Annotated in this window: 19 protein-coding genes and 1 tRNA gene; 13 read left to right on the top strand and 7 right to left on the bottom strand. The window is 65.8% G+C overall.

Annotated features, from left to right (window positions below; genetic code table 11):
* Nucleotides 1-89 precede the first annotated feature (89 nt).
* The 4 genes from RIE32_10040 (at nt 90) to RIE32_10025 (ending at nt 3,679) form a co-directional block, all read left to right on the top strand.
* Nucleotides 90-176, top strand: a tRNA-Ser gene (locus RIE32_10040).
* Nucleotides 177-308: 132 nt separating this feature from the next.
* Nucleotides 309-1,526 carry a hypothetical protein gene (locus RIE32_10035; protein ID MEQ9096591.1) on the top strand — a complete coding sequence of 406 codons (1,218 nt, stop codon included), beginning with the start codon at nt 309-311 and terminating at the stop codon, nt 1,524-1,526.
* A 54-nt stretch (nt 1,527-1,580) separates the two neighbouring features.
* Nucleotides 1,581-2,372: a GC-type dockerin domain-anchored protein gene (locus RIE32_10030; GenBank protein MEQ9096590.1), complete on the top strand. Its 792-nt coding sequence runs from the start codon at nt 1,581-1,583 to the stop codon at nt 2,370-2,372.
* Nucleotides 2,373-2,533: 161 nt separating this feature from the next.
* Complete coding sequence (locus RIE32_10025) at nt 2,534-3,679, top strand: endonuclease/exonuclease/phosphatase family protein (protein MEQ9096589.1); 1,146 nt, start codon at nt 2,534-2,536, stop codon at nt 3,677-3,679.
* Between the two features lie 184 nt (nt 3,680-3,863).
* Here RIE32_10025 and RIE32_10020 read toward each other — a convergent pair whose 3' ends face one another.
* Nucleotides 3,864-4,556 carry an ANTAR domain-containing protein gene (locus tag RIE32_10020; GenBank protein ID MEQ9096588.1) on the bottom strand — a complete coding sequence of 231 codons (693 nt, stop codon included), beginning with the start codon at nt 4,554-4,556 and terminating at the stop codon, nt 3,864-3,866.
* Nucleotides 4,557-4,658: 102 nt separating this feature from the next.
* On the opposite strand from RIE32_10020, the gene RIE32_10015 reads away from it, so the two are divergent.
* The 5 genes from RIE32_10015 to RIE32_09995 all read left to right on the top strand — a co-directional run bounded on the left by RIE32_10015 (nt 4,659) and on the right by RIE32_09995 (nt 10,209).
* Nucleotides 4,659-5,168 carry a BLUF domain-containing protein gene (locus RIE32_10015; protein ID MEQ9096587.1) on the top strand — a complete coding sequence of 170 codons (510 nt, stop codon included), beginning with the start codon at nt 4,659-4,661 and terminating at the stop codon, nt 5,166-5,168.
* 38 nt (nt 5,169-5,206) lie between these two features.
* Complete coding sequence (locus RIE32_10010) at nt 5,207-6,052, top strand: pseudouridine synthase (GenBank protein ID MEQ9096586.1); 846 nt, start codon at nt 5,207-5,209, stop codon at nt 6,050-6,052.
* 3 nt (nt 6,053-6,055) lie between these two features.
* A complete protein-coding gene (locus RIE32_10005) occupies nt 6,056-7,591 on the top strand; it encodes a YhjD/YihY/BrkB family envelope integrity protein (GenBank protein MEQ9096585.1) in 1,536 nt (511 codons plus the stop codon).
* Between the two features lie 272 nt (nt 7,592-7,863).
* Nucleotides 7,864-8,433, top strand: coding sequence for an NADH-quinone oxidoreductase subunit NuoB (gene nuoB, locus RIE32_10000; GenBank protein MEQ9096584.1), 570 nt, complete (start codon nt 7,864-7,866; stop codon nt 8,431-8,433).
* Between the two features lie 66 nt (nt 8,434-8,499).
* Nucleotides 8,500-10,209, top strand: coding sequence for a hypothetical protein (locus RIE32_09995; protein ID MEQ9096583.1), 1,710 nt, complete (start codon nt 8,500-8,502; stop codon nt 10,207-10,209).
* Nucleotides 10,210-10,276: 67 nt separating this feature from the next.
* Here the strand turns inward: RIE32_09995 and RIE32_09990 are convergent, their stop codons facing one another.
* Entirely contained in the window at nt 10,277-10,414 is a 138-nt protein-coding gene (locus RIE32_09990) for a bL34 family ribosomal protein (GenBank protein MEQ9096582.1), read from the bottom strand.
* A 285-nt stretch (nt 10,415-10,699) separates the two neighbouring features.
* Between RIE32_09990 and rnc the strand changes: the two genes are divergently transcribed.
* Nucleotides 10,700-11,443, top strand: a complete 744-nt coding sequence (gene rnc / locus RIE32_09985; protein ID MEQ9096581.1) for a ribonuclease III — start codon at nt 10,700-10,702, stop codon at nt 11,441-11,443.
* Between the two features lie 15 nt (nt 11,444-11,458).
* Here the strand turns inward: rnc and RIE32_09980 are convergent, their stop codons facing one another.
* The 4 genes from RIE32_09980 to RIE32_09965 form a co-directional block, all read right to left on the bottom strand.
* Entirely contained in the window at nt 11,459-13,000 is a 1,542-nt protein-coding gene (locus RIE32_09980) for an endonuclease/exonuclease/phosphatase family protein (GenBank protein MEQ9096580.1), read from the bottom strand.
* Between the two features lie 73 nt (nt 13,001-13,073).
* Entirely contained in the window at nt 13,074-14,039 is a 966-nt protein-coding gene (locus tag RIE32_09975; protein MEQ9096579.1) for a hypothetical protein, read from the bottom strand.
* Nucleotides 14,040-14,192: 153 nt separating this feature from the next.
* Nucleotides 14,193-14,690, bottom strand: a complete 498-nt coding sequence (locus RIE32_09970) for a hypothetical protein (GenBank protein MEQ9096578.1) — start codon at nt 14,688-14,690, stop codon at nt 14,193-14,195.
* Nucleotides 14,691-14,693: 3 nt separating this feature from the next.
* Complete coding sequence (locus tag RIE32_09965) at nt 14,694-15,875, bottom strand: class I fructose-bisphosphate aldolase (protein MEQ9096577.1); 1,182 nt, start codon at nt 15,873-15,875, stop codon at nt 14,694-14,696.
* A 133-nt stretch (nt 15,876-16,008) separates the two neighbouring features.
* On the opposite strand from RIE32_09965, the gene RIE32_09960 reads away from it, so the two are divergent.
* The gene (locus RIE32_09960) at nt 16,009-16,572 is read left to right on the top strand and encodes a hypothetical protein (GenBank protein MEQ9096576.1); all 564 of its coding nucleotides are present in this window, start codon (nt 16,009-16,011) and stop codon (nt 16,570-16,572) included.
* Here the strand turns inward: RIE32_09960 and RIE32_09955 are convergent.
* Complete coding sequence (locus tag RIE32_09955) at nt 16,522-17,793, bottom strand: serine hydrolase domain-containing protein (protein MEQ9096575.1); 1,272 nt, start codon at nt 17,791-17,793, stop codon at nt 16,522-16,524. The genes RIE32_09960 and RIE32_09955 overlap by 51 nt on opposite strands.
* A gap of 295 nt (nt 17,794-18,088) precedes the next feature.
* Here RIE32_09955 and RIE32_09950 point away from each other — a divergent pair, with 295 nt between their 5' ends.
* Nucleotides 18,089-18,472: a DUF2089 family protein gene (locus tag RIE32_09950; GenBank protein MEQ9096574.1), complete on the top strand. Its 384-nt coding sequence runs from the start codon at nt 18,089-18,091 to the stop codon at nt 18,470-18,472.
* Complete coding sequence (locus RIE32_09945; GenBank protein MEQ9096573.1) at nt 18,472-18,828, top strand: hypothetical protein; 357 nt, start codon at nt 18,472-18,474, stop codon at nt 18,826-18,828. The genes RIE32_09950 and RIE32_09945 overlap by 1 nt, the downstream gene beginning before the upstream one ends.
* The last annotated feature ends 33 nt before the right edge of the window (nt 18,829-18,861 follow it).

Genomic DNA, 18,861 nt, shown 5'->3' with positions numbered 1-18,861 from the left:
GCGCCGGGCAGGAAGCCCGGCCGGAGAGCGCCGGATACCAGCGAGGGCAGGAAGCCCGAGCGACGCCAATGCGTACCACGACTCATAATGGAGAGGTGGCAGAGTGGTCGAATGCACCGCACTCGAAATGCGGCATACTCGCAAGGGTATCGGGGGTTCGAATCCCCCCCTCTCCGCTTTTGAAAAGACCCCGCCCCGTGGCGGGGTTTTCTCATAGCCGCGTCACATAGTCCTATAACATAGCATTGCCGGGAATTGTTTCAGAAACTGTTATTGACACACCGCCGATCCGTGGTAGGCTGTGCCTGATGCCCGCAACGTTCCAAGACGAAACGACCACCGTGGTGGCGGAGATCCGCGATCTCTTTGCCCGGGTCATCGAGTCCAAGTGCGGTGCGGGCATCGGCCTGACCGACATCTGCGACGGCTTTGGCATCCACCGCAAGCTTGCCTGGCAACTCACCAAGGTCGCCTATGGCGACGACCCGTTCTACGCCGCTCGCTACATGCCCTCGCCCAAGGCGCTGGACACCTGGGTCCGTTCGGCCGAGGCGCGCGGCGTTGACGCCGACCTGCTCGACCGCGTCCGCACCGTGTCGGCCAAGTTCGAAGATCTGGTTCAGACGCACGCGGGTACGCGTACGGCGATGGACATGCTGCTCGAGTCATGCGTCGCCGAGCCCAGCGAAGACATCGATACCCGCTGGCGACTGCGTGCTTTCGAGGGCAACAGCTACGTCTGGGGCGTCCAGGCCCGCTCCATGGTGGCGTTCTCGGTGCTTTCGCCCTCGGCCACGCGGCGTGGATGGCTCGACGTCGCGCAGGTGCGCAGCCTCATTGATCTACGTCGAACGCGGCCCGACACGCGCTGGATGATCGGCCAAGCCATGGTGCTGGGCAATGGCGAAGAGCCCGGAGTACCCAATCGCCAGCCGCTGGATCCCGAAGCTGCGCAATCTGCCGGCGGCGTCCCGGTCATCGGCGAATTCACCACGAATCCGCTGCCGACGCTTGAGCGACGCGTCTCGGACTCGGGCGCAGCGATCGACGAACTGCTCCCCGGGCAGATCGGCCAGGCAGGCAAGCTGACCATTACCACGGGCGAAACCATCCGAGAACTGGCGCCCGCGTTTGCGATCGAACCCGGCCAGCGCGCGCACTTTGGCACTGGTATCACCACCCCGGCCGAAGCGATGATCTACGACCACTTCGTGCACAAGGACCTCTTCCGAGGCATCGAGCGAGAGCTCTGCGTTTTCGGTGAGTTGGGGCGTCCCTACACGCACGATGAGCAAGATCGGCTCCGCGTGCCGGAGCAGATCCAGCGCCTTGGCAACGGGCTGTCTCGCGTGCACACGCCCGATGCACCCGGGTATGCCGCGCTGCTCCGATCGGTCTTCGACCGCTGCGGCTGGCAAGCCGACGAATTCGACCTTTACCGGGTCCGCATGGCGTATCCGCCGCTGTCGACCTCGGTGATGATCCGACACGATCTGCCCGAGCCCCCAGACTGGCTGGAGGCCTGAACACACGTCACTCGTTTTGGTGGGGGCCGATTCGCACACCCTTGGAGGTAAGAAATGTCCACGATCCGTAATGCCATGATCGCCGCCCTTCTGGCGGCTCCCACCGCCTCGCTCGCCCAGACCGTCGACTTCGAGGACCTGACCGAGGGCTTCAAGGGCGCGACGTTCGAGTACGCCGGCATGTTCTTCCAGGACATCAATCAGGTGTCGGGCGTGTTCCCCGATGGCTCGACCTTTGGCCCTCAGGAGTTTGATGAGGTCACCATCGAGGACGCGACGTTCTTCTACAACGACTTCCCCATGTGGGGCAGCCCGGTGAACGCCCTGACCTTCGGCAGCGCGTTCGTGCCCGGCGAGAACCTGTCGATCGGACGCATCTCCTCGGCCACCATCGTGCTTGACGAGGACCAGACCAGCGTGTCGATGCAGATTGCTTATTACGAGAACGGCCCATGGGGCGGTATCCAGTTCCACCTGGACGCCATCCAACTCGGCGAGGTCGTCGGCAGCGCCGACCCGATCACCATCAGTGATCTAGGCGGCCGCGACAACATCGCCCTGGGCGAGCTCTCCATCTCGGGCGTTGAGTTCGATGAGCTGCACCTGTACGCCACCTTCGGTGACGAATTCAGCCTGCCGCGCATCCTGATCGACGACATCGTGTTCGGCGGCGGTTCGAGCTGCCCGGCTGACTTCGACGGCGATGGCGACCTCACGCTCTTTGACTTCCTGGCGTTCCAGAACGCCTTCGACGCGGGCGAAACCAGCGCCGACTTCGACGGCGATGGCAGCCTCACGCTCTTCGATTTCCTGGCGTTCCAGAACGCCTTCGACGCCGGCTGCTGATCGGCTGGATTCGCAGAAGCGGCCTCCTATTCGTGGCAGCCCGCCCCTCCTCCCTGGGGGCGGGCTGTCGCTTTTTGACCCCGGGCATACCGCATCCCGGGGCCTAGCATCCGCGGCTCGGCGAAGCCCCCGTCCTCGCGAGAGCCCGAGAGAGTTCGCGCATGCTCGACGTCTTCCTTTGGTGGCTCGCCATTTCGCTGTTCGGCCCGTTGGCCGTGCTCACGGCAGCCCCGCTCATCCTCAACTCCGGAACCTGGGTGGTACGCGCCTGGGACTTTCCGCGCCTCCAACTCAGCGCATTGACGATCTTGCCGGCCGTTCCGTTGCTCGCATTGCTCGCTCGAGGCAGCGAACCGCTTGCAGCATCCATCCTGCTCGTCCTGCTGATCCTGATGGCATGCTCAGGCCTGGTCCAGATGGCGCCCTTTACGCGGCTGTGGCGCAGAGAAGTGCAAGACCTCATCGACAGCACCGAAGAGTCCGCCATGCTGACGATCCTGGTGGCAAACATCTGCTATGAGAACGAAGAACATCGCGCGGTCGCCGACAGCATCTCTCGTGCAGATCCGGACATCTTGCTGCTCATCGAACTGGATACCAAATGGCGCGATGCCTTGGCAGACCTCGCGGATCGATTCCCTCATCGCGTCGAGAGCATTGCCGGCGAAGGGCTCGGCCTGGGACTCTGGTCCAAGCGTCCGCTGAGCAACGAGAGCATCGAACACCTCATCAGTGAACGTCGACCGTCCATCTTCGCGGATCTCCAGATGCCCGATGGTCGAGCGCTTCGCTTCGTGGGGCTCCACCCCACGCCACCGGGGCTGCAAGACAGCACCGGCGAAGACCGACGCGACAGCCGCGTGCGCGATGGCGAACTCGTGCTCCTGGCCCGCGACATCGCGCGCGGTCCTTCGCGAAACTGGATCGTTGCCGGCGACTTCAACGATGTGGCTTGGTCCCACACGACGAGGCTCTTTCAGCGACTAAGTGGTCTGAAGGATCCGCGCGTCGGCCGGAAGCTGATGAATACCTTCCACGCCAAGCACTGGTATCTTCGGTTCCCCGTCGATCACCTCTTCCTGGCGCCGGGGCTGCGGATCGGCCGCCTCGACCGGGTGCGATTGCCCGGCTCGGATCATTTTGGCGTGCTCGCGACAGTCGCGCTGGAGCCGGCCGCCGAGGCCAAGCCCCCAGAACCGGAGGCCGATCAATCAGACCATGCCGAGGGCTCTGAGATGGTCGAAGAGGGTCAGGAAGACGCCGAGGCGCGGGGCGTTCGGGCGGACGATGGCACAACCGCCGCGTAGAACATAGGGAAAACACCCGACACAATCTGGGTTCCCGGTATCACGAGCCTTGATTTCGCCTGCTGGGCCGTCAACGCTTTGAACCACCTCTGCCGACGCCGCCAGAGGCTGCATTCGAGTCGTTGAGGCCGTCTCGTCCCGTCAGCCCCTTTGTGTCGGCGAATCCATGCGCAACGCTTCCCCATCACGCCGAATCGGTATCCGGTCGGCCGAGCGCCCCGCCGATGGATCCGGTGCGCTCGGGTACGAAGCCGGGGCCGTGCTCCAGTACGCCATTGGCGACATCGATCAGCTTCATCCGCGCGTTCTGCGCTCGCGTGCGCAGCATGGCGAAAGCGGCGTCTTCCTCGATTTTCCGGTCGGCCATGATGGCGCCCTTAGCTCGCTCGATGACCTTTCGATCGGCCAACGCCTGCCGAAGGGAATCGACCTCGCTGACGACTTCTTGGAATTGATCGAATCGGGCCTGGGCCACCACCATGGCGGCCTCGAGGTCCGCCGGATCCACGGGCATGACCAAGTAGGCCATGACGTGATCAGCCATCGCCTTCTCGACCATGTCGAGCGATCCACGCTCAGCCACGATGACCGAGGGCACCGGTCGTTCGGCGCCGATGCGAATGACGGTGTCGATGCCGTCGCCATCGCGGAACGAGACGCCCGTAATGATCATGTCGGGTCGCTGCTCTGCGGCGGTCTCGAGCATGCCCGTCACGCTCTCGCAATGGCAGAGAACCGTGTGCCGTCGCTCCACGATCGAAATGAGTTGGCGAAGTGTATCTTCGCGATCGTGTGCCACGATGACGTTCAGTCCTTCAATGGCCGTACGGGCGCCATCCACGGCGGCTTCGTTGAATTCCGATTCTTTCCGGCTCATCGCAGGCACCTCATCGCGAACAAACACGACAGAACGGCGGCCCCCCAGTGTACACCGCTTGAATCACGGCAGCATCACACGAGCACCATCTCTCCCTAAGAAATGGGTGATCCTATTTTCCAACTCGCATATCTCAGTAAGAGGCACGAACACGTCACCGACGAGGACATCGTCGACGGGATCGTGTTGCCAGCCATTACCAAGAATCGAGAGCTCGGCATCACCGGATGCCTGTGGTTCGATGAGAAGTACTTCTTCCAGGTCCTCGAGGGCGCGAAGGACGCCGTCGAACCCCTGTTCGAGGTCATCCGCGAAGACCATCGGCACGCCTCGGTCACGCACATCCTGACCGAAGACACCGGCGAGCGCCGATTCGAGCGATTCGGCATGCGTGCCATTAGTTCGGATGCTGCCCGCTCGATGCCCGAACTGATCGGGCTGTTCGTCGAAGGGAAGAGCCACGAAGAGGACACCTCGACCAACTGGTGGAGCCCGCTGGCCCGTATCGTGCTGGGGTCCGACCGCTCCAAGACACGCAGCGATCAGGAACCACCTCTTGCCCGACGGGTCATCGATGAACTGGCGGGATGGTCGGACGTCACCCCGGTGTGACGCCGACGTACGGCCGCGGCCTGCGCGTACAATCCACCGTGCCGCCACCCAAGAACAGCCTTCGATCCGGCGGGCAGGACCGCCTGCACCGCGTGCTTGCCGATGCCGGCGTTGCCAGCAGGCGTGCCTGCGAACAACTCATTCGGGAAGGACACGTCGAGGTCAACGGCCAGATCGTGACCGATCTACCCGCCTTCGCGGACCCCGCCCGCGACGACATCCGCGTCAACGGGCGCCGCATCCGCCAGCCCGAGGCAAACGTCACGGTCCTGCTCAACAAGCCGACGGCCACGCTGACCACCGCCGCGGACGAACCCGGCATGGACCGCCGGACGGTGCTCGACATCGTGCAGCACCCCCTGGCTCCCAGGCTGTTTCCCGTGGGTCGCCTCGACTACGACACGACCGGCCTGCTCATTCTCACGAATGACGGAGAACTGGCCAATCGCCTGGCCCACCCCCGCTACGAAATCCCCAAGACCTATCGCGCCATCGTCAGCGGCGTAATGACCAAGGAGAGCCTGGCCGACCTCGAACGCGGGGTCGTGCTCGCCCATCGAACCCACGGCAGGACGGAGGGCGCCGAGCGAACGCAGGCCGTCCGGGTGACCGTTACGAAGCAACTGCGAGACCGGGCCCACCTCGAGATCACGCTGACCGAGGGTCGCAACCGCGAGGTCCGCCGCGTGCTGGCACGCGTTGGTTGCCCCGTGCGCAAGCTCGAGCGGGTCGCCATCGGCCCGGTGAAACTGGCCGACCTTCGTCGCGGGCACTGGCGAGACATTCGGCCGAGCGAATTGAAGGCCCTGAAGAAAGCCGTGGGACTCCAACGCGATGAATCACGCAACGGCCCCGCCAGGCACGGCGGCTCTGGGAGGTCCTAGGCGATGGCACGATGGCCGGACTGGCTGAGGCTGCCCAGCAGCAAGGAGATGGGCCGCGCCGCACACGTCAGCCGCATGGCCCTGCGGTCTTTGTTGCGAACCCGGCTGCCCCAGATGGCCGCCGCGTTGGCGTATCGCACGCTCTTCGGCCTGCTTCCGATCAGCATCGTGGCGCTGGTCATCGTGCGCATGTTCGTGGGCGACGACGACCTGAAGCGTCTGATGGAGCAGGCCGTCCAGTTCACGGGCATCGCCGAGGTGATCCAATCCGACGTTGGCCAGACCACCCCAAATGATCCATCGGACGACGCACCGATCAATCCTTCTGCCGGCGGCGTTCTTTCGATGCCCTGGCCCCTGAGCCCGTCGCTCCGCATGCACGCGGCGATGGCGATGGTCGGCACGCCCGAGGAAGTAGAAGAAAACGGCACGGGCCTGCTCAACCCTCCCGAAACGATGAACCCCACGCCCGAAAGCCTTGATCAACTGATCGATGGCTGGGTCGAGCGATTCGGTTCGGTGCGATTCGACGCCATCGGGCTCATCGGCGGCCTCGTCCTGATCTACGCTGCGCTTGCCATGGTGGTCGAAGTCGAACGCTGCTTCAACCAGATCTGTCGAGCCAAGTCGGGCCGCAGTTGGGTCAGACGGATCACCCAGTATTGGACACTCATGACGCTGGGCGCCATCCTCATCGCCCTCACGTTTCTCGTCGGCGTGCAATTCCGAGAATGGGTCAAGAACATGGCCGGCGAGGGCGACGCCTTCGGCCGGTTCATCGTCGGGGCCGCCGGCTTCCTCGTCACCGTCGTCATCAGCACCGGCCTGCTTTCGCTGGCGTACATGATCCTCCCCAATCGACGGCTGCGGCTGCGACCAACCCTGGCCGGCGCCACCGTGGCGGCGATCGGGTGGGAAGCGGCCAAGTGGGGATTCACGCAGTACCTCGGGTACTCCACCAATTCCACGTACGCGACGCTCTACGGCTCGCTGGCGCTCATCCCGATCTTCATGCTGTGGGTCTTCCTGACCTGGCTCATCATCCTCTTTGGTCTTCAGGTCGCCTATGGCGTGCAGATGCTCGAAGACGGCATCGAGCAGGATGAAGATTCCGACGATCCGGCCTTGATGCTCGCCGGCCCGGGCGTACTCATCGACGCAGCCACCGTCATCGGCCGGCGATTCGCGGAGGGGCAGGGCGCGCGAACCTCGGACGTGGCCGACGAACTGGCCCTGGCCAACGACCAATGCTCCCGCATCATCGACGCCCTCCAACGGGGCGGATTCGTCAGGCAATTGGACAACGGCGGTGGATACACGCTCTCGCGTCCGGCCGAGCGTATTCGCTTGGCCGATATTGCCACGGCCGCACCCTCTCCCACCGCGGCTCGCGAGGGCTCGGCGGCTTCGCAACTCTCCAAGACGGCCGTCGAGTCGCTCGGGGAGGCCACCCTACAATCACGCCTGAGTGCGAAGCCCGAAAACCCGACGGCCTCGGAGGACGTACCGAATCGGGACGAAGGACGTGGCAACGAATGAATCGGACACGCATCAGCCGGGTTCTTCTGGTAGCAAGCGCCACCGGGGTTTTAGCATGCGCCGCGGGGGGCTGCTACCGCAAGGTAGTGAGTTCCCGGGGCATCGGCGCCGATAGCACCAAGCTCCGTAGCGAGTACGAACATCGCCCGCTCGACTTCATGACCACCGAAAGCCGGCGCGAACGCAGGGATGCCCGCCCCGCAAGCGAGCGGCAGCGGCCCTAGGGCCTAAACTCTGTTTCCAGCCATTTGTTTTCTGACCCCGGAGCCACCATGGGCATCGAAGCCGCACTGCCAACCGACGCCATCCTGACCACCCAGCTCCAGCGTGTCATCAATTGGGCCCGACGCAGCAGCATCTGGCCGATCCCCTTCGCCACTGCCTGCTGCGGCATCGAACTGATGGCCACTGCCAGCAGCCGCTATGACCTGGCCCGCTTCGGCATGGAGCGGATGAGCTTCAGCCCTCGCCAGAGCGATCTGGTGATCGTCGCCGGACGGATCGGGATCAAGATGATGCCGGTGCTCCAGCGCATCTACCAGCAGGTGGCCGAGCCCAAGTGGGTCATCTCCATGGGTGCGTGCGCCTCGACGGGCGGCGTCTTTGATACCTACGCCACCGTCCAGGGCATCGACCAGTTCATCCCGGTGGACGTCTACATCCCCGGCTGCCCCCCCAGGCCCGAGATGCTGCTCGAAGGCATCATGGCCATCCAGCGAATCATCGACGAGGACGGCATCCCCCCCAAGGGTCCCGGCGGCAAGCGGGTGCCCCTGGGCATCGCCGTGCAGCCGACCCACCAGTCGACGCCCCAGCCGGTGGGCGTCCGCGTGGGCACCTGAGCGCCTCCGCATCCCAAATCCTTGCTCGGGCCGATTTCGGTGCTCTGGGGTGAAACAATGCCCCGCATGAACAAGGCAACCAAATCCGGCATCGTGGCCATGACGCTGGCGTTGTGGCTTCCCCCGCTCAGCACGGCCCAGGATGCTCCACAGAGTCCGGCGTCGGTGGCCATCGAGCAACTGGCGGATGACCCTCAACTCGCTCAGGCCGAGGCCCAGCGGGCTCGCGATGCCGCCGTCAATGCGTGGCCGTCGATCGAAGTGGCCAGCCTGGTCGACGCCGTCGAGCATCACGCGATCGTGCAGCTCATCGCGCCGCTCCCCGCGTCTGCTCGAAGCCTGATGCTGGAAGTCTGGGCGAGCCATCCCGAGTTCATGGGGGCGCTGGTCCGAGTGTTCACCGATTCGAACGATGACGCCACGGTCGCCACGATCGCCCACGCCATCGCAACGGGCCAGCCCGAGGCCATGGCGACGTATCCGGATCTCGCAGCCGCGGTGTGCGTCGTGCTCGATCGACCACACGAGTATCCCGGGCTGGGTTCCATCCTGCCGGCGGCGCCGGAGGTCTTCGATGCGTTGGTGTTCGCCCATCAGGACCGACGGGTCATGGCCTTACCCCTAGACGACTTGCCAGCCGAAGTCCTGGTCTACTTAACAGACATCGCGATGACCGGCGAAGGCCTGCTGACCTTCATCCAGGAGCGTCGCCAGACGGACCCAGCCGAGTTGTACGGTCGCGTTCCGTATAAGCAGGCGGGGCTGCTGGCGGGCGAGCCGGCACTGCCGCCCGAGGAATTCACGTTCGACCGCATCGCCGAACGCGGCGGCCTTGGTCCCTTGCGCAGCTTCTACGCCGAGCAACTCGGCCAGGCTTTCGGCTATCCGGTTGCACTGGCCACGGGCCATCGAGGCGACGAGCGATTCACGGCGCCAGTGTTCCTCGAACGAGACCGTCGCGGCTATCGATGGAACCTGCAGGCATTACCCGAGCACCCCGGTCTTGCGCTCGGCACCACCCGCCACGCCGTTACGGGCGAACACATGGCGATTGCCGAACTGCTGCTGATTGCCGACCTCGCGCAGGACGGTCCGGCCCAAGTTCGCACCGCATGGGCCCTCCTCAAAGCGGCAAGGCTTGCGGACGAATCCACGCGCGTGTCCCTGGTCAACGCGTCGATCGAAGCAAGTGGCGGCTTCCCCGAGGCGTGGCGACACTCGCTGGCGATCCGGCTCGAGCAGGCTTCGGACGAGCCCGACGGCCCGCAACGCGTCCTCACCGAATTCCTCGGCCGCCTCGGCCAACGATCTCCGGTGTTTGCCACGCAGCTTGCCCTGGACGCAATCCAACGGATGGACAGCGGCAAGGCCGAGTTGCTTGAGTGGTTCTCGCTCACGAATCGTCGCGATGCGATCAGCTATGCGGCGGCACAGCTTGCCATGGGCGACCTGACGCTTGCCCAGGGTGACCGGGCCGCGGCCATGAAGATCTACGAGGACCTGGTAAACCGACAGGCCGACGAGACCCCCCTGGCCCTCGACGCCCTCGCCCGGCTGGACACCATGCTGACCCAGGACGGCCGGGGCGATGAACTCCTGGGCCTGTACGGGCGGACCCACCGCCGCCTGCGAGCGCCGCGGTCGTCGCAGGAAGCCGAGGTTCGCGCCAGCGCCTTCATGGCCGTCGGCGAGCGATACGAGGCATTGCTCCGCGAGGCAGGGCGAGATCGAGAAGCCGATCGCCTTCGTCGGCAGTTGGACCGCTCGCTTCCCTGACCTGTCTGCCCATGCAAAAACCCCGGGGGAACGCCCGGGGCTCATCTCTGACCGGCGTTGTCCGGCTCTACTTCTTAAAATTCAGCGACCGACCGATGCGGCGGCGGCGGTTAATCATCTTGCGGCCGCCCTTGGTCCGCATGCGGGCGCGGAAGCCCATCTTGCGGGCGCGAGAGAGTTTGCTGAGGCGACGGGGATAATGCATGGCTCGAAACCTCGGGATAACCCTTAATTGCAGGACCGGACCCGCGCTGCGGGGCCCGGAGTGTAGGCCCGCTCTGCCCCGTGGCCAAGCAATGGCGAAACATGCCCATATCCGGACTCAAATTGGCTTGGCCCTCAGCCGATGATCGTGTAGACTGGAGTGATCCGGGTTCCCGCATCCCGCTGTCGGCGACCACAGGAGGTGGTCGACCGCGAGATGCCGGAATCGCTTGGCTGTTGTTGAGGCTGGTTGCCCCCGGATGGCGCCGGCGGTGCCGAGGTTCCCATGCGAGATTCCGGCGAGTTGTGTATCGAAACTGCCGAACGCGCGATCGGATACACGTTCAAGAATTCCTGCCTGCTCGTGAAGGCGCTCACACACGCATCGGTCACCGACGCGCGCGTCGATTCCAACGAACGGCTGGAGTTCCTCGGCGATTCGGTCCTCGGCCTTGTCACCAGCGAACGGATCTTCACGCTCTTCCCCAACCTCCTCGAAGGCGAGATGACCAAGATCAAGTCCACGGCGGTCTCGCGACGTACGTGCGCGGACATCGCCGATGCCATGGGCCTGATCGATTTGTTGCTGTTGGGCAAGGGCATGCGCGCCGGCGCACCGTTGCCACGCTCGCTGGCGGCGGCAGCGCTCGAGGCCATCATCGCGGCCATCTATCTCGATGGCGGCCTGGATGCCGCCCGCGAATTCCTGGCGCCCCACCTGGACCCGTGCATCCAGAAGGCCGCACGCCTGGGTCACCAGGAGAACTTCAAGAGCGTTCTCCAGCAACACGCCCAGCAGCAGCTCGGCTCGACCCCCCACTATCGCGTCATCGACGAGCAGGGCCCTGATCACGCCAAGAGCTTCAAGATCGCCGTCGAGATCGATGGGCGCCAGTACCCCGCCCAATGGGGTCAGAGCAAGAAGCGAGCCGAGCAACTGGCCGCGCTCGAGGCCCTTCGCGAGTTCGGGCTGATCGAGCGGACCCACGACGGAGAGATCCGTCTGATCGAGTCGGCCGACGCCAAGTAGGGCGTCCGGTTTTGCTTACTTCGAAGGCCGGACGTCCAGCACCACCGGGAGGTGGTCGCTGGCGGCGGTGTCCGTTGCGTCGAGGCCCAAACGAGCAAGCGCGGCCTCGCTCATCACGCTCGTGTCAAGCACGAAGCTGTTCGTCGCCTCGGTCACCGCATTGCTGTAGAGCAGGAAGTCGAGCCTGCCCGGCGTGTACGCGTTACCCGCATCGAACCAGGTATACATCGCCTGGTCCCCAAGTCGCATGGGCTCGGCGACCAGGAGGGCCGAGCCGTCCAGATCGACGCCTCGGGCGATGGCGTCCAGCGGCGGGCGGGAGCCGACGAGGTTCATGTCTCCCCCGATCACCACGCCCCACGCCTTGCTGCCGGGCGATTGCTCGAGCGCCTGAGCCATCAGCTCGGCGATGGCCGTCGCTTCGGCCGATCGCTGCCGGTCTTCACGGCTGTCCTTCGTGCCACAGCACTTCAGGTGCGTCGACCCCACCGCGAGCGGCCCAACAGGGGTCTGGGCAAGCCCGCCGACGAAACGCAGCGCGTTCTCCGCGTTGACAGGGTTGGGCGTGTCCAGTGGCGTGAGCACGGACAGCGGGTGCTTCGAAGCGACGGCAACACCCCAGGCCGGGCCCTTGAGCACGTACCAGTCGACGTTGTCGTCGACGTGCGCGGTAAGCCACGCCTTGAGCGCATCGGCATCGCCCTCCACCCACTCCTGGAAGAGCAGCACGTCGGGATCAAGGACGTTGATCACGCGCGCGAAGGGCTCGGGGTTCTTGACCGGGCTCGAGTGCTCGACGTTGTACGTGACCACGCGGACTGCGTCTTGCGGCTTGGCCGGAAGACGCACGTCCGAAGCCTCGAGCGGCTCGGCAGAGGGCGCGTCGACCTCGAACGGATCGGCCCACCCGGTGATCTGGCCCCGCCCATCACGCATGACCACGACGCCGGCGATGCGCCCCGAGCCGCCAAGACCGCTTGGCCTCAAACCGAGTTGCTCGGCCGATTCGCGGGCGATGCGAAGCTCGTACCACTCGGCGGCGTGCGTGGGCGTGAACGAGAATCCCAGTTGCTCATGGCGCACGACGCGGGCGGTCCCGTCGGGCTGGTTGACTCGGAACATGACGCCCGCACCCGGACGGGGCGCGTCGACTTCGCGAGGGGAGAAGACGATCTCGATGTCGGCGCCAAGGCCGCCCGCAATGGCGGGCTCTTCCAGCGTGGCCCCGGTCGACGGATCCCCGTCGGCATCCAGATGAATCGAAACCGGGGTATCCATGCCCTGGAGCGTGCGGATGGGGCCTTCGAGCTTGAACCGCATGTACAGCCAATGCGCATCGGCGACCGCGGCCACGTCCTGGGGCCACTCGCTGACGTCGCCGTCCAGCGTAATGGTCTGGCTGCCGGTCCATGCGATGGGCTCGATGAGCGTCGTCGCGGCCCCGGTGGACACCGGTTCAGCCGGAGGGCCATCTTCTGAGCAGGCGCCCATGGCCAGGCCGGCCAAGGCAAGACTGAGAAGGAGCGGGCGGAACGTTCGAGGATGGGCCTTGTTCATTGGACAACCGTACCCCCCAAGAGCGGGGGTCGGCTGATGCTCACACAATCCTCAAACTCGAATCGTCGCGGGTCTACCCGCCTGCCACGACCGCAGTGATGATCGTGGCGATCATGCCCACGCCCATCACCAGGGTCAGCACGATGAGCCAACGCTGGGCCCCAGTCAGGGCTCGCCCGATGCGGGCGTCACGCTCGGCCTCGTGGCGTCGCATGGCGTCGATGGCGCTCGCGAGGCGGTCATTGGTCCCCGAGACGGCCAGGATTGTCTGATTGATCTCGGCAAGGCTCTGGGCGAGCTTCTCCTCCCGCTGGGTCGCCCGCTCGATTGCCTTGAAGATCTCGTCCAGGCGGGAACTCTGGGCCGAGAGCGCCCGCTCGACCTTCTCGTGCCCCTTGAACTGATTGGCCTTGAGCTCGTCGATCGATGCCAGCATCGTGTCGATCCGCTCGCGGATCTCGGGCAACGCAGCGGCCGATTCGCGGATCTGGTCGAGCACGCCCATCGCGTGGTCGAACCGTCCCCCCTGGGCATCAACGTGGGTCCGCAGCTTCTCGATGAGATCCACGACCTCGCCGATCTCGGGCCCCTTGGTGGCCTCCGGAGCACGGGGCTCTGGCGTGCGCTCGATGGCCTTCTCCGATGGGGCAGGATCGGGCTTGCTTTCGGCCTGAGGCTTCGGATCGCCCAGCCCCAGCGTCGAGTCGTCCAGGTCATCCATGAGCGGACCAGTTCCCAAGTCGGCATCCTGGGGCTTGGGATCATCGTGCTTTGACACCGGGGCCTTGGCCGGCCGATCAGGTGCGAAGACCTCCACTGGCTTGCCGGTGGAGCCGGGCATCGTGGGCTTTTCGGCCACGGCAGTGGCGGAGGCCGCATTGGAAGCCGGTCGAAGGGCGGCGGCGGTCTCGGGCGCCTTGGGCTTTCCCGCAGGCTTCATCGAGGCGGCGGCCTTGGGCCGGGCCACGGGCCTGGGCGCCTTGGGCTTCTTCTTCGGCAGTGGCTCGCCAGCGTGCTGGGGGTGGGTCAGAACGCGCATGAATCGTTGGAACAAGGTCAACTCGTCGCTCCCTCGGTGGACCTGCGATTACCCTGGCGTGACTCCCACGCCAGACCCTGTTTGTAGCATCGACCGGCGGCCGGCGACGCCGCCAGAGTTCTACATCGGGTCGCAAGCGGCATGGCGTGGTGGCTACTGCTCACGCACGGCCACGGAAACCGTGGTGGAACTGATCCGGCTTTCATCCTCGAACTGGATCTCGACGCGGCCCTGACGCATGCCCAACCCTTCGCCGACGCCCTGTCCGGTTGCACGCAGCGTGAAGCGAACAGGGGTGACCTGGCCGGCCGGGATCAACGTATCGAACCGGTAGATCCTGTAGTCGGTTGCCCGCTCGCTGGTCGTTGCCGGCGGCTCGATCTGATCGACGGTGAACCCCCCAAGGAACCCCATCTCGACGGTGATAGCCGAGAGCACGCGGTCTTCGGGCCCATCGTTGCGCACGCGGACGGTCATCTCGATGGCATCCCCCACCGCCACGCTCTGGGGCGTCTCGGCGCTGACGTGGATGCCCACGGGCGCCCACAGCAGGTAGGGGCCAAGGAACCAGACGGCCACGCCCCACGCTGCAGCCGACGCCAGGGCGACCATGGCGCCGACCACGAGGATGACCTGGATCGCTCGCTTCATGCCTTACGCGATGGTGACGTTGCTGTCGAGGTATACGTCCTGGATCGCGTGCAACAGATCGACGCCATCGTTCATGGGACGCTGGAAGGCCTTGCGGCCCGAGATCAGGCCCATGCCGCCGGCACGCTTGTTGATGACGGCGGTTCGCACGGCGTCCTGGAGATCGCTCTCGCCCTTGCTCTCGCCGCCGGAGTTGATCAGCGGCACGCGGCCCATGTAGCAGTTGGCAAGCTGGTAGCGAACCAGCTCGATGGGGTGGCCGCCCTGGCCCTTGTCGTCGCCGCCGGCGAGCTTGGTGTAGATCTCCTTCTTGAACTTGCCGTAGCTGGAGTCGCCGGTGTTGAGCGCGACGTAGCCGCCGTTCTTCGTTGCAAGCTTCTGCTTGACGATGTCGGCCTGGATCGTCGCGCCCAGGTGGTTGGCCTGGCCGGTCAGGTCGGCGGCGTCGTGGTAGTCGGTCTTCTTGCCGTCGGGGCCCGTCGCCTTGAACGCGTCGTTGCGCGTGTAGCACCAGAGCACGGTGACCATGCCCAGCGCGTGGGCGTGGGCGAACATCTCGCTGACGTACTGGATCTGCTCGCGCGAGTTGTCGCTGCCGAAGTAGATCGTGGCTCCCACGGCGATGGCGCCCATCTCGTAGCACTGCTGGATGGTGCCGTAGAGCGTCTGGCTGTGGACGTTCGGGTAGGTCAGCAGTTCGTTGTGGTTGAACTTCACCAGGAAGGGAATCTTGTGCGCATACTTGCGCGCGACCGAGCCAAGGACGCCGAAGGTGCTGGCCACCGCGTTGCAGCCGCCCTCGATGGCCAACTTCACGATGTTCTCCGGGTCGAAGTACTCGGGGTTGGGCGCGAAGCTGGCGCCGGCCGAGTGCTCCACGCCCTGGTCGACGGGCAGGATGCTCACGTAGCCCGTGCCGCCCAGGCGCCCGTGGTTGAGCATGGTCTGGTAGTTTCGCAGTACCGGCACGGGCCGGTCGCTCTGGGCGACCACGCGGTCGATGAAGTCCGGGCCGGGCAGGTAGAGGCTGCTCTTGTCGAAGCCGGTGGCCGAGTAGCCCAGCAGGCTGTCGGCATCGGAGCCGAGGATGGAGGCGATGTCCCGGCTGGAAGAGGGCTTCTTCGACTGATGGGCGGTCATGGTGGTCACGGTGCGGAGCTCCACGGAAGCGGTTTCGGTGTGCAATGGCCATGGTAGGGCCCGCCCGCGCGGAAGGCACTAGGATTCGGGTACTGGACGGGCCGGACGTGGCCCAAATGATTGCCGGCGGCGCGGGGGCTCTCGGGGGGGTCGCCGACCGCGGGCGGAGGATGACATCATGGAACTGTTCCTTTCGCTGTGGCTGCCGATCCTGGTGTGCGCGGTCGTGCTGTTCTTTGCCAGCTTCGTGGCGTGGGCGCTCTCGCCCCACCACAAGCCCGACGTCAAGTTCCTGCCCAACGAAGACTCCCTGTTCGCGATCATCAAGGAGCAGAACCTGACGCCGGGCCAGTACATGTTCCCCAAGTGCGAGCACGCGGATATGAAGAACCCCGACGCGGTCGCCCGCTATAAGGCCGGCCCCTGGGGATTGCTGCGCGTCTGGCCAGGCGAGGTCAGCATGCCCAAGAACCTCGCCGCCACGTTCACGATGTTCCTGATCGTGTCGGCGGTGATCGGCTACCTGGCCAGCGTGGCGTTCGGGCGCGGCGCGGCGTTCGCCGACGTCTTCACGTTCACCGCCATCGCGGGCGTGCTGGCGCACACGGCCGGTGGCATCCTGGGCGAGATCTGGTTCACCAAGCCGCTGCGCGCCAAGGTGATGGACTTCATTGATGGCGTGATGTACGGCCTATTGACCGGACTCATCTTCGCCCTGCTCTGGCCGGGCTTGCCCGCCTGACGACGGACTGTTCGTCTCGCGGAGCGCGTCGAGCGCAACACCGATGGCCCGGTCGCATGCCAGCGGGGCACTGGCCCCCGCCGCGTTCGTGGTCGCCAGCATGACCCAGTCCTTCTCGGGTGCAATCCACGCAGTGGCGAACCACAGCGTGTTGCTGCCGTTGTGACTCAGGGTGCGACCACCCCCCTCGCCGTCGCCCGCCCAGCCACGTTGAGAGACGACCCAGCCACAGGCGAAGGTCTCGACGGGCCTGTGCAACTCGGCGTAGTCCTCGCGGCGCAGCCCCAGGGCGTCACGCTCGCCGTCGGCCAGGTCATCGCCCCGCGCATGGGCCATGCAGAACCGCCCCCACGCATCGAGCGACATGTGCATCGTGCCCGCGGGGCCGAACGCCGGCGGGTTGTCCGAAGGCAACTGCCCGCGTTGGCGAACGGGCAACTGGGCAACCCAGGACTCGTCCGGTCGCCGTCGGTGGCCCATGGGCTGCTCGGGCTGGCTCGCATCCTCACCGGCGGGCGGCGGACCAAACCCGAAGTCGTGTGCTCGGACGCCCAGCGGCGCGAGCACGCGCTCGAAGACCAGGTCCTCGTACGCTCTGCCACCCAGGCGCTCGGCGATCACGCCCGCCACCATGTACCCGAAGTTCGAGTACCGCGATGGCTCCCCCGGCCCGGGCGCATCGCGCGCTTCGGCCAGCGCTTCGAGGATCGCGGCCTCTCGTCCGGTGCGTGCCTCTTCTTCGAACAGTCGGAGCATCAGGACGCCCGTTGGGTTCGGCGGCAGCCCCGCCCGATGGCGCAGGAGATCGGCGATCGTCGCGCTGGCGGCCGTCTCGCTCATCTCGTCGGCAAGTTCGGGCAGCGCCTCGACGAGCGTGTCGGTCCACGCAAGCTTGCCCTCGGCGACGTAGGTGGCAAGCAGCGTCGCGGTCACGGCCTTGGCGCACGAGCCGATGTGCCAGAGGTCGCCGACGGTGGCGGGCACGCCCGAGGGCCCGTCCGGGCCGATGGCCCGGTCCCCCACCGCCCAGGGGCCGGCGGTGATCGCATGGTCGCCGTCCCATCGCACGCCGTGGGCGGCCAAAGCGGGCACGCCCAGCTGGGACCGGATGGCCTCGATCCCCTCGAGCGGCGTGGACTCCTGCCCCAGCGCCGGGGCGGTCATGAACAGCAGGGCGCTCAGGGCCACGATGGCGGTCAGGATGGGGCGACGTGCGGTCATCCCCAAGGCTATCCGGCCCGGCGGGCGCGACTCGGGGCCCACCGGGAACCAAGCGAGGTCCATCGGGTGCCGCAAGAGATCCATGGGGAGCCATTCCCCGTGGATCGAGAGCAGCAAGAGTTCCATCGGGAGCGACGCCCCATGGATCGGGAACCACAAAAGTTCCATCGGGAGCGGCTCTTCCTCCATCGGGAACGACAATGGATCCATCGGGAATTGCTCCCGGTCCATGGGGAATCGCAACTTCTTGAAGGTCAACCTTGACAATATCAAGAAAACTTGCATATTGTTGAATGTGACTTCAATCAATCACAAATCCGGCGTCCAGATCAGTGAAAAGCCGGGTTTACCCGCCTCGCCCAGGGAACTGGCCGCCTCGCCCCTGGGCCAACTGCCCGCCGACGACCTTGCCCTCATCGTCCAGTTCGTCCTGCGTTCGGGCTCGCTGAAGGACCTGGCCAAGGACGTGGGCGTGAGCTACCCGACCATCCGCGCGCGGCTGGATGGCGTCATCGGGCGGCTGCGGGCGGCGGTCGAGGATCGGCCGAGGGATCCGCTGGCCGAGGCTCTGGCCGAACTGGTGCAACGAGGGGAACTGACCGCTTCCGGGGCCCGGCGCGTGCTGGCGGCCGCGGAAGAGCGTGGCACTTCACACGACACATCGAAAGGGGGCTCGTGATGGATCCGTGGTTTTCTGAGCAGGCGGCGGGGATGATCGGGGCGGCCATCGGCGTGGGCCTGGGAGCCGGATTCGGCGGCCTGGGCGGCGGCATCGGCGGGCCCCTGGCGGCGGCGGGCAAGGCGCGCGGGCTCGTGCTGGGCATCTTCGGGCTCGGTCTGGTGCTGGGCGTCGGGCTGATGCTGACCGGGCTGGCAGCGCTGATCCTGGGCCAGCCGTGGTACGTGTGGTTCGTGTTCCTGCTGCCCGGCCTGGTGGCGTCGGTCATCTTCGGGGGCCTGCTGCCCATCATCCGCGCGCAGTACGAGCGAGCCGAGCAGCGAAAGATGGACGCGGCGGCGATCCGAAGCGCGTAAACGCTCGGGTTTTGGCTCGGGTCTTCGCTCAAG

The sequence above is a fragment of the Phycisphaerales bacterium genome (assembly GCA_040221175.1).
Lineage (GTDB): Bacteria > Planctomycetota > Phycisphaerae > Phycisphaerales > UBA1924 > JAHCJI01.
This window is presented reverse-complemented; position numbering and strand designations above follow the sequence as displayed.

Coding starts and splice junctions, on each gene's coding strand:
- RIE32_09975 (MEQ9096579.1), bottom strand. CDS start 14,039: ATGCGCGTTCTGACCCACCCCCAGCACGCTGGCGAGCCACTGCCGAAG.
- RIE32_09995 (MEQ9096583.1), top strand. CDS start 8,500: ATGAACAAGGCAACCAAATCCGGCATCGTGGCCATGACGCTGGCGTTG.
- RIE32_09955 (MEQ9096575.1), bottom strand. CDS start 17,793: ATGACCGCACGTCGCCCCATCCTGACCGCCATCGTGGCCCTGAGCGCC.
- RIE32_09960 (MEQ9096576.1), top strand. CDS start 16,009: ATGGAACTGTTCCTTTCGCTGTGGCTGCCGATCCTGGTGTGCGCGGTC.
- RIE32_10035 (MEQ9096591.1), top strand. CDS start 309: ATGCCCGCAACGTTCCAAGACGAAACGACCACCGTGGTGGCGGAGATC.
- RIE32_10005 (MEQ9096585.1), top strand. CDS start 6,056: ATGGCACGATGGCCGGACTGGCTGAGGCTGCCCAGCAGCAAGGAGATG.
- RIE32_09980 (MEQ9096580.1), bottom strand. CDS start 13,000: ATGAACAAGGCCCATCCTCGAACGTTCCGCCCGCTCCTTCTCAGTCTT.
- RIE32_09990 (MEQ9096582.1), bottom strand. CDS start 10,414: ATGCATTATCCCCGTCGCCTCAGCAAACTCTCTCGCGCCCGCAAGATG.
- RIE32_10020 (MEQ9096588.1), bottom strand. CDS start 4,556: ATGAGCCGGAAAGAATCGGAATTCAACGAAGCCGCCGTGGATGGCGCC.
- RIE32_10025 (MEQ9096589.1), top strand. CDS start 2,534: ATGCTCGACGTCTTCCTTTGGTGGCTCGCCATTTCGCTGTTCGGCCCG.
- nuoB (MEQ9096584.1), top strand. CDS start 7,864: ATGGGCATCGAAGCCGCACTGCCAACCGACGCCATCCTGACCACCCAG.
- RIE32_10015 (MEQ9096587.1), top strand. CDS start 4,659: ATGGGTGATCCTATTTTCCAACTCGCATATCTCAGTAAGAGGCACGAA.
- RIE32_09945 (MEQ9096573.1), top strand. CDS start 18,472: ATGGATCCGTGGTTTTCTGAGCAGGCGGCGGGGATGATCGGGGCGGCC.
- rnc (MEQ9096581.1), top strand. CDS start 10,700: ATGCGAGATTCCGGCGAGTTGTGTATCGAAACTGCCGAACGCGCGATC.
- RIE32_09970 (MEQ9096578.1), bottom strand. CDS start 14,690: ATGAAGCGAGCGATCCAGGTCATCCTCGTGGTCGGCGCCATGGTCGCC.
- RIE32_10030 (MEQ9096590.1), top strand. CDS start 1,581: ATGTCCACGATCCGTAATGCCATGATCGCCGCCCTTCTGGCGGCTCCC.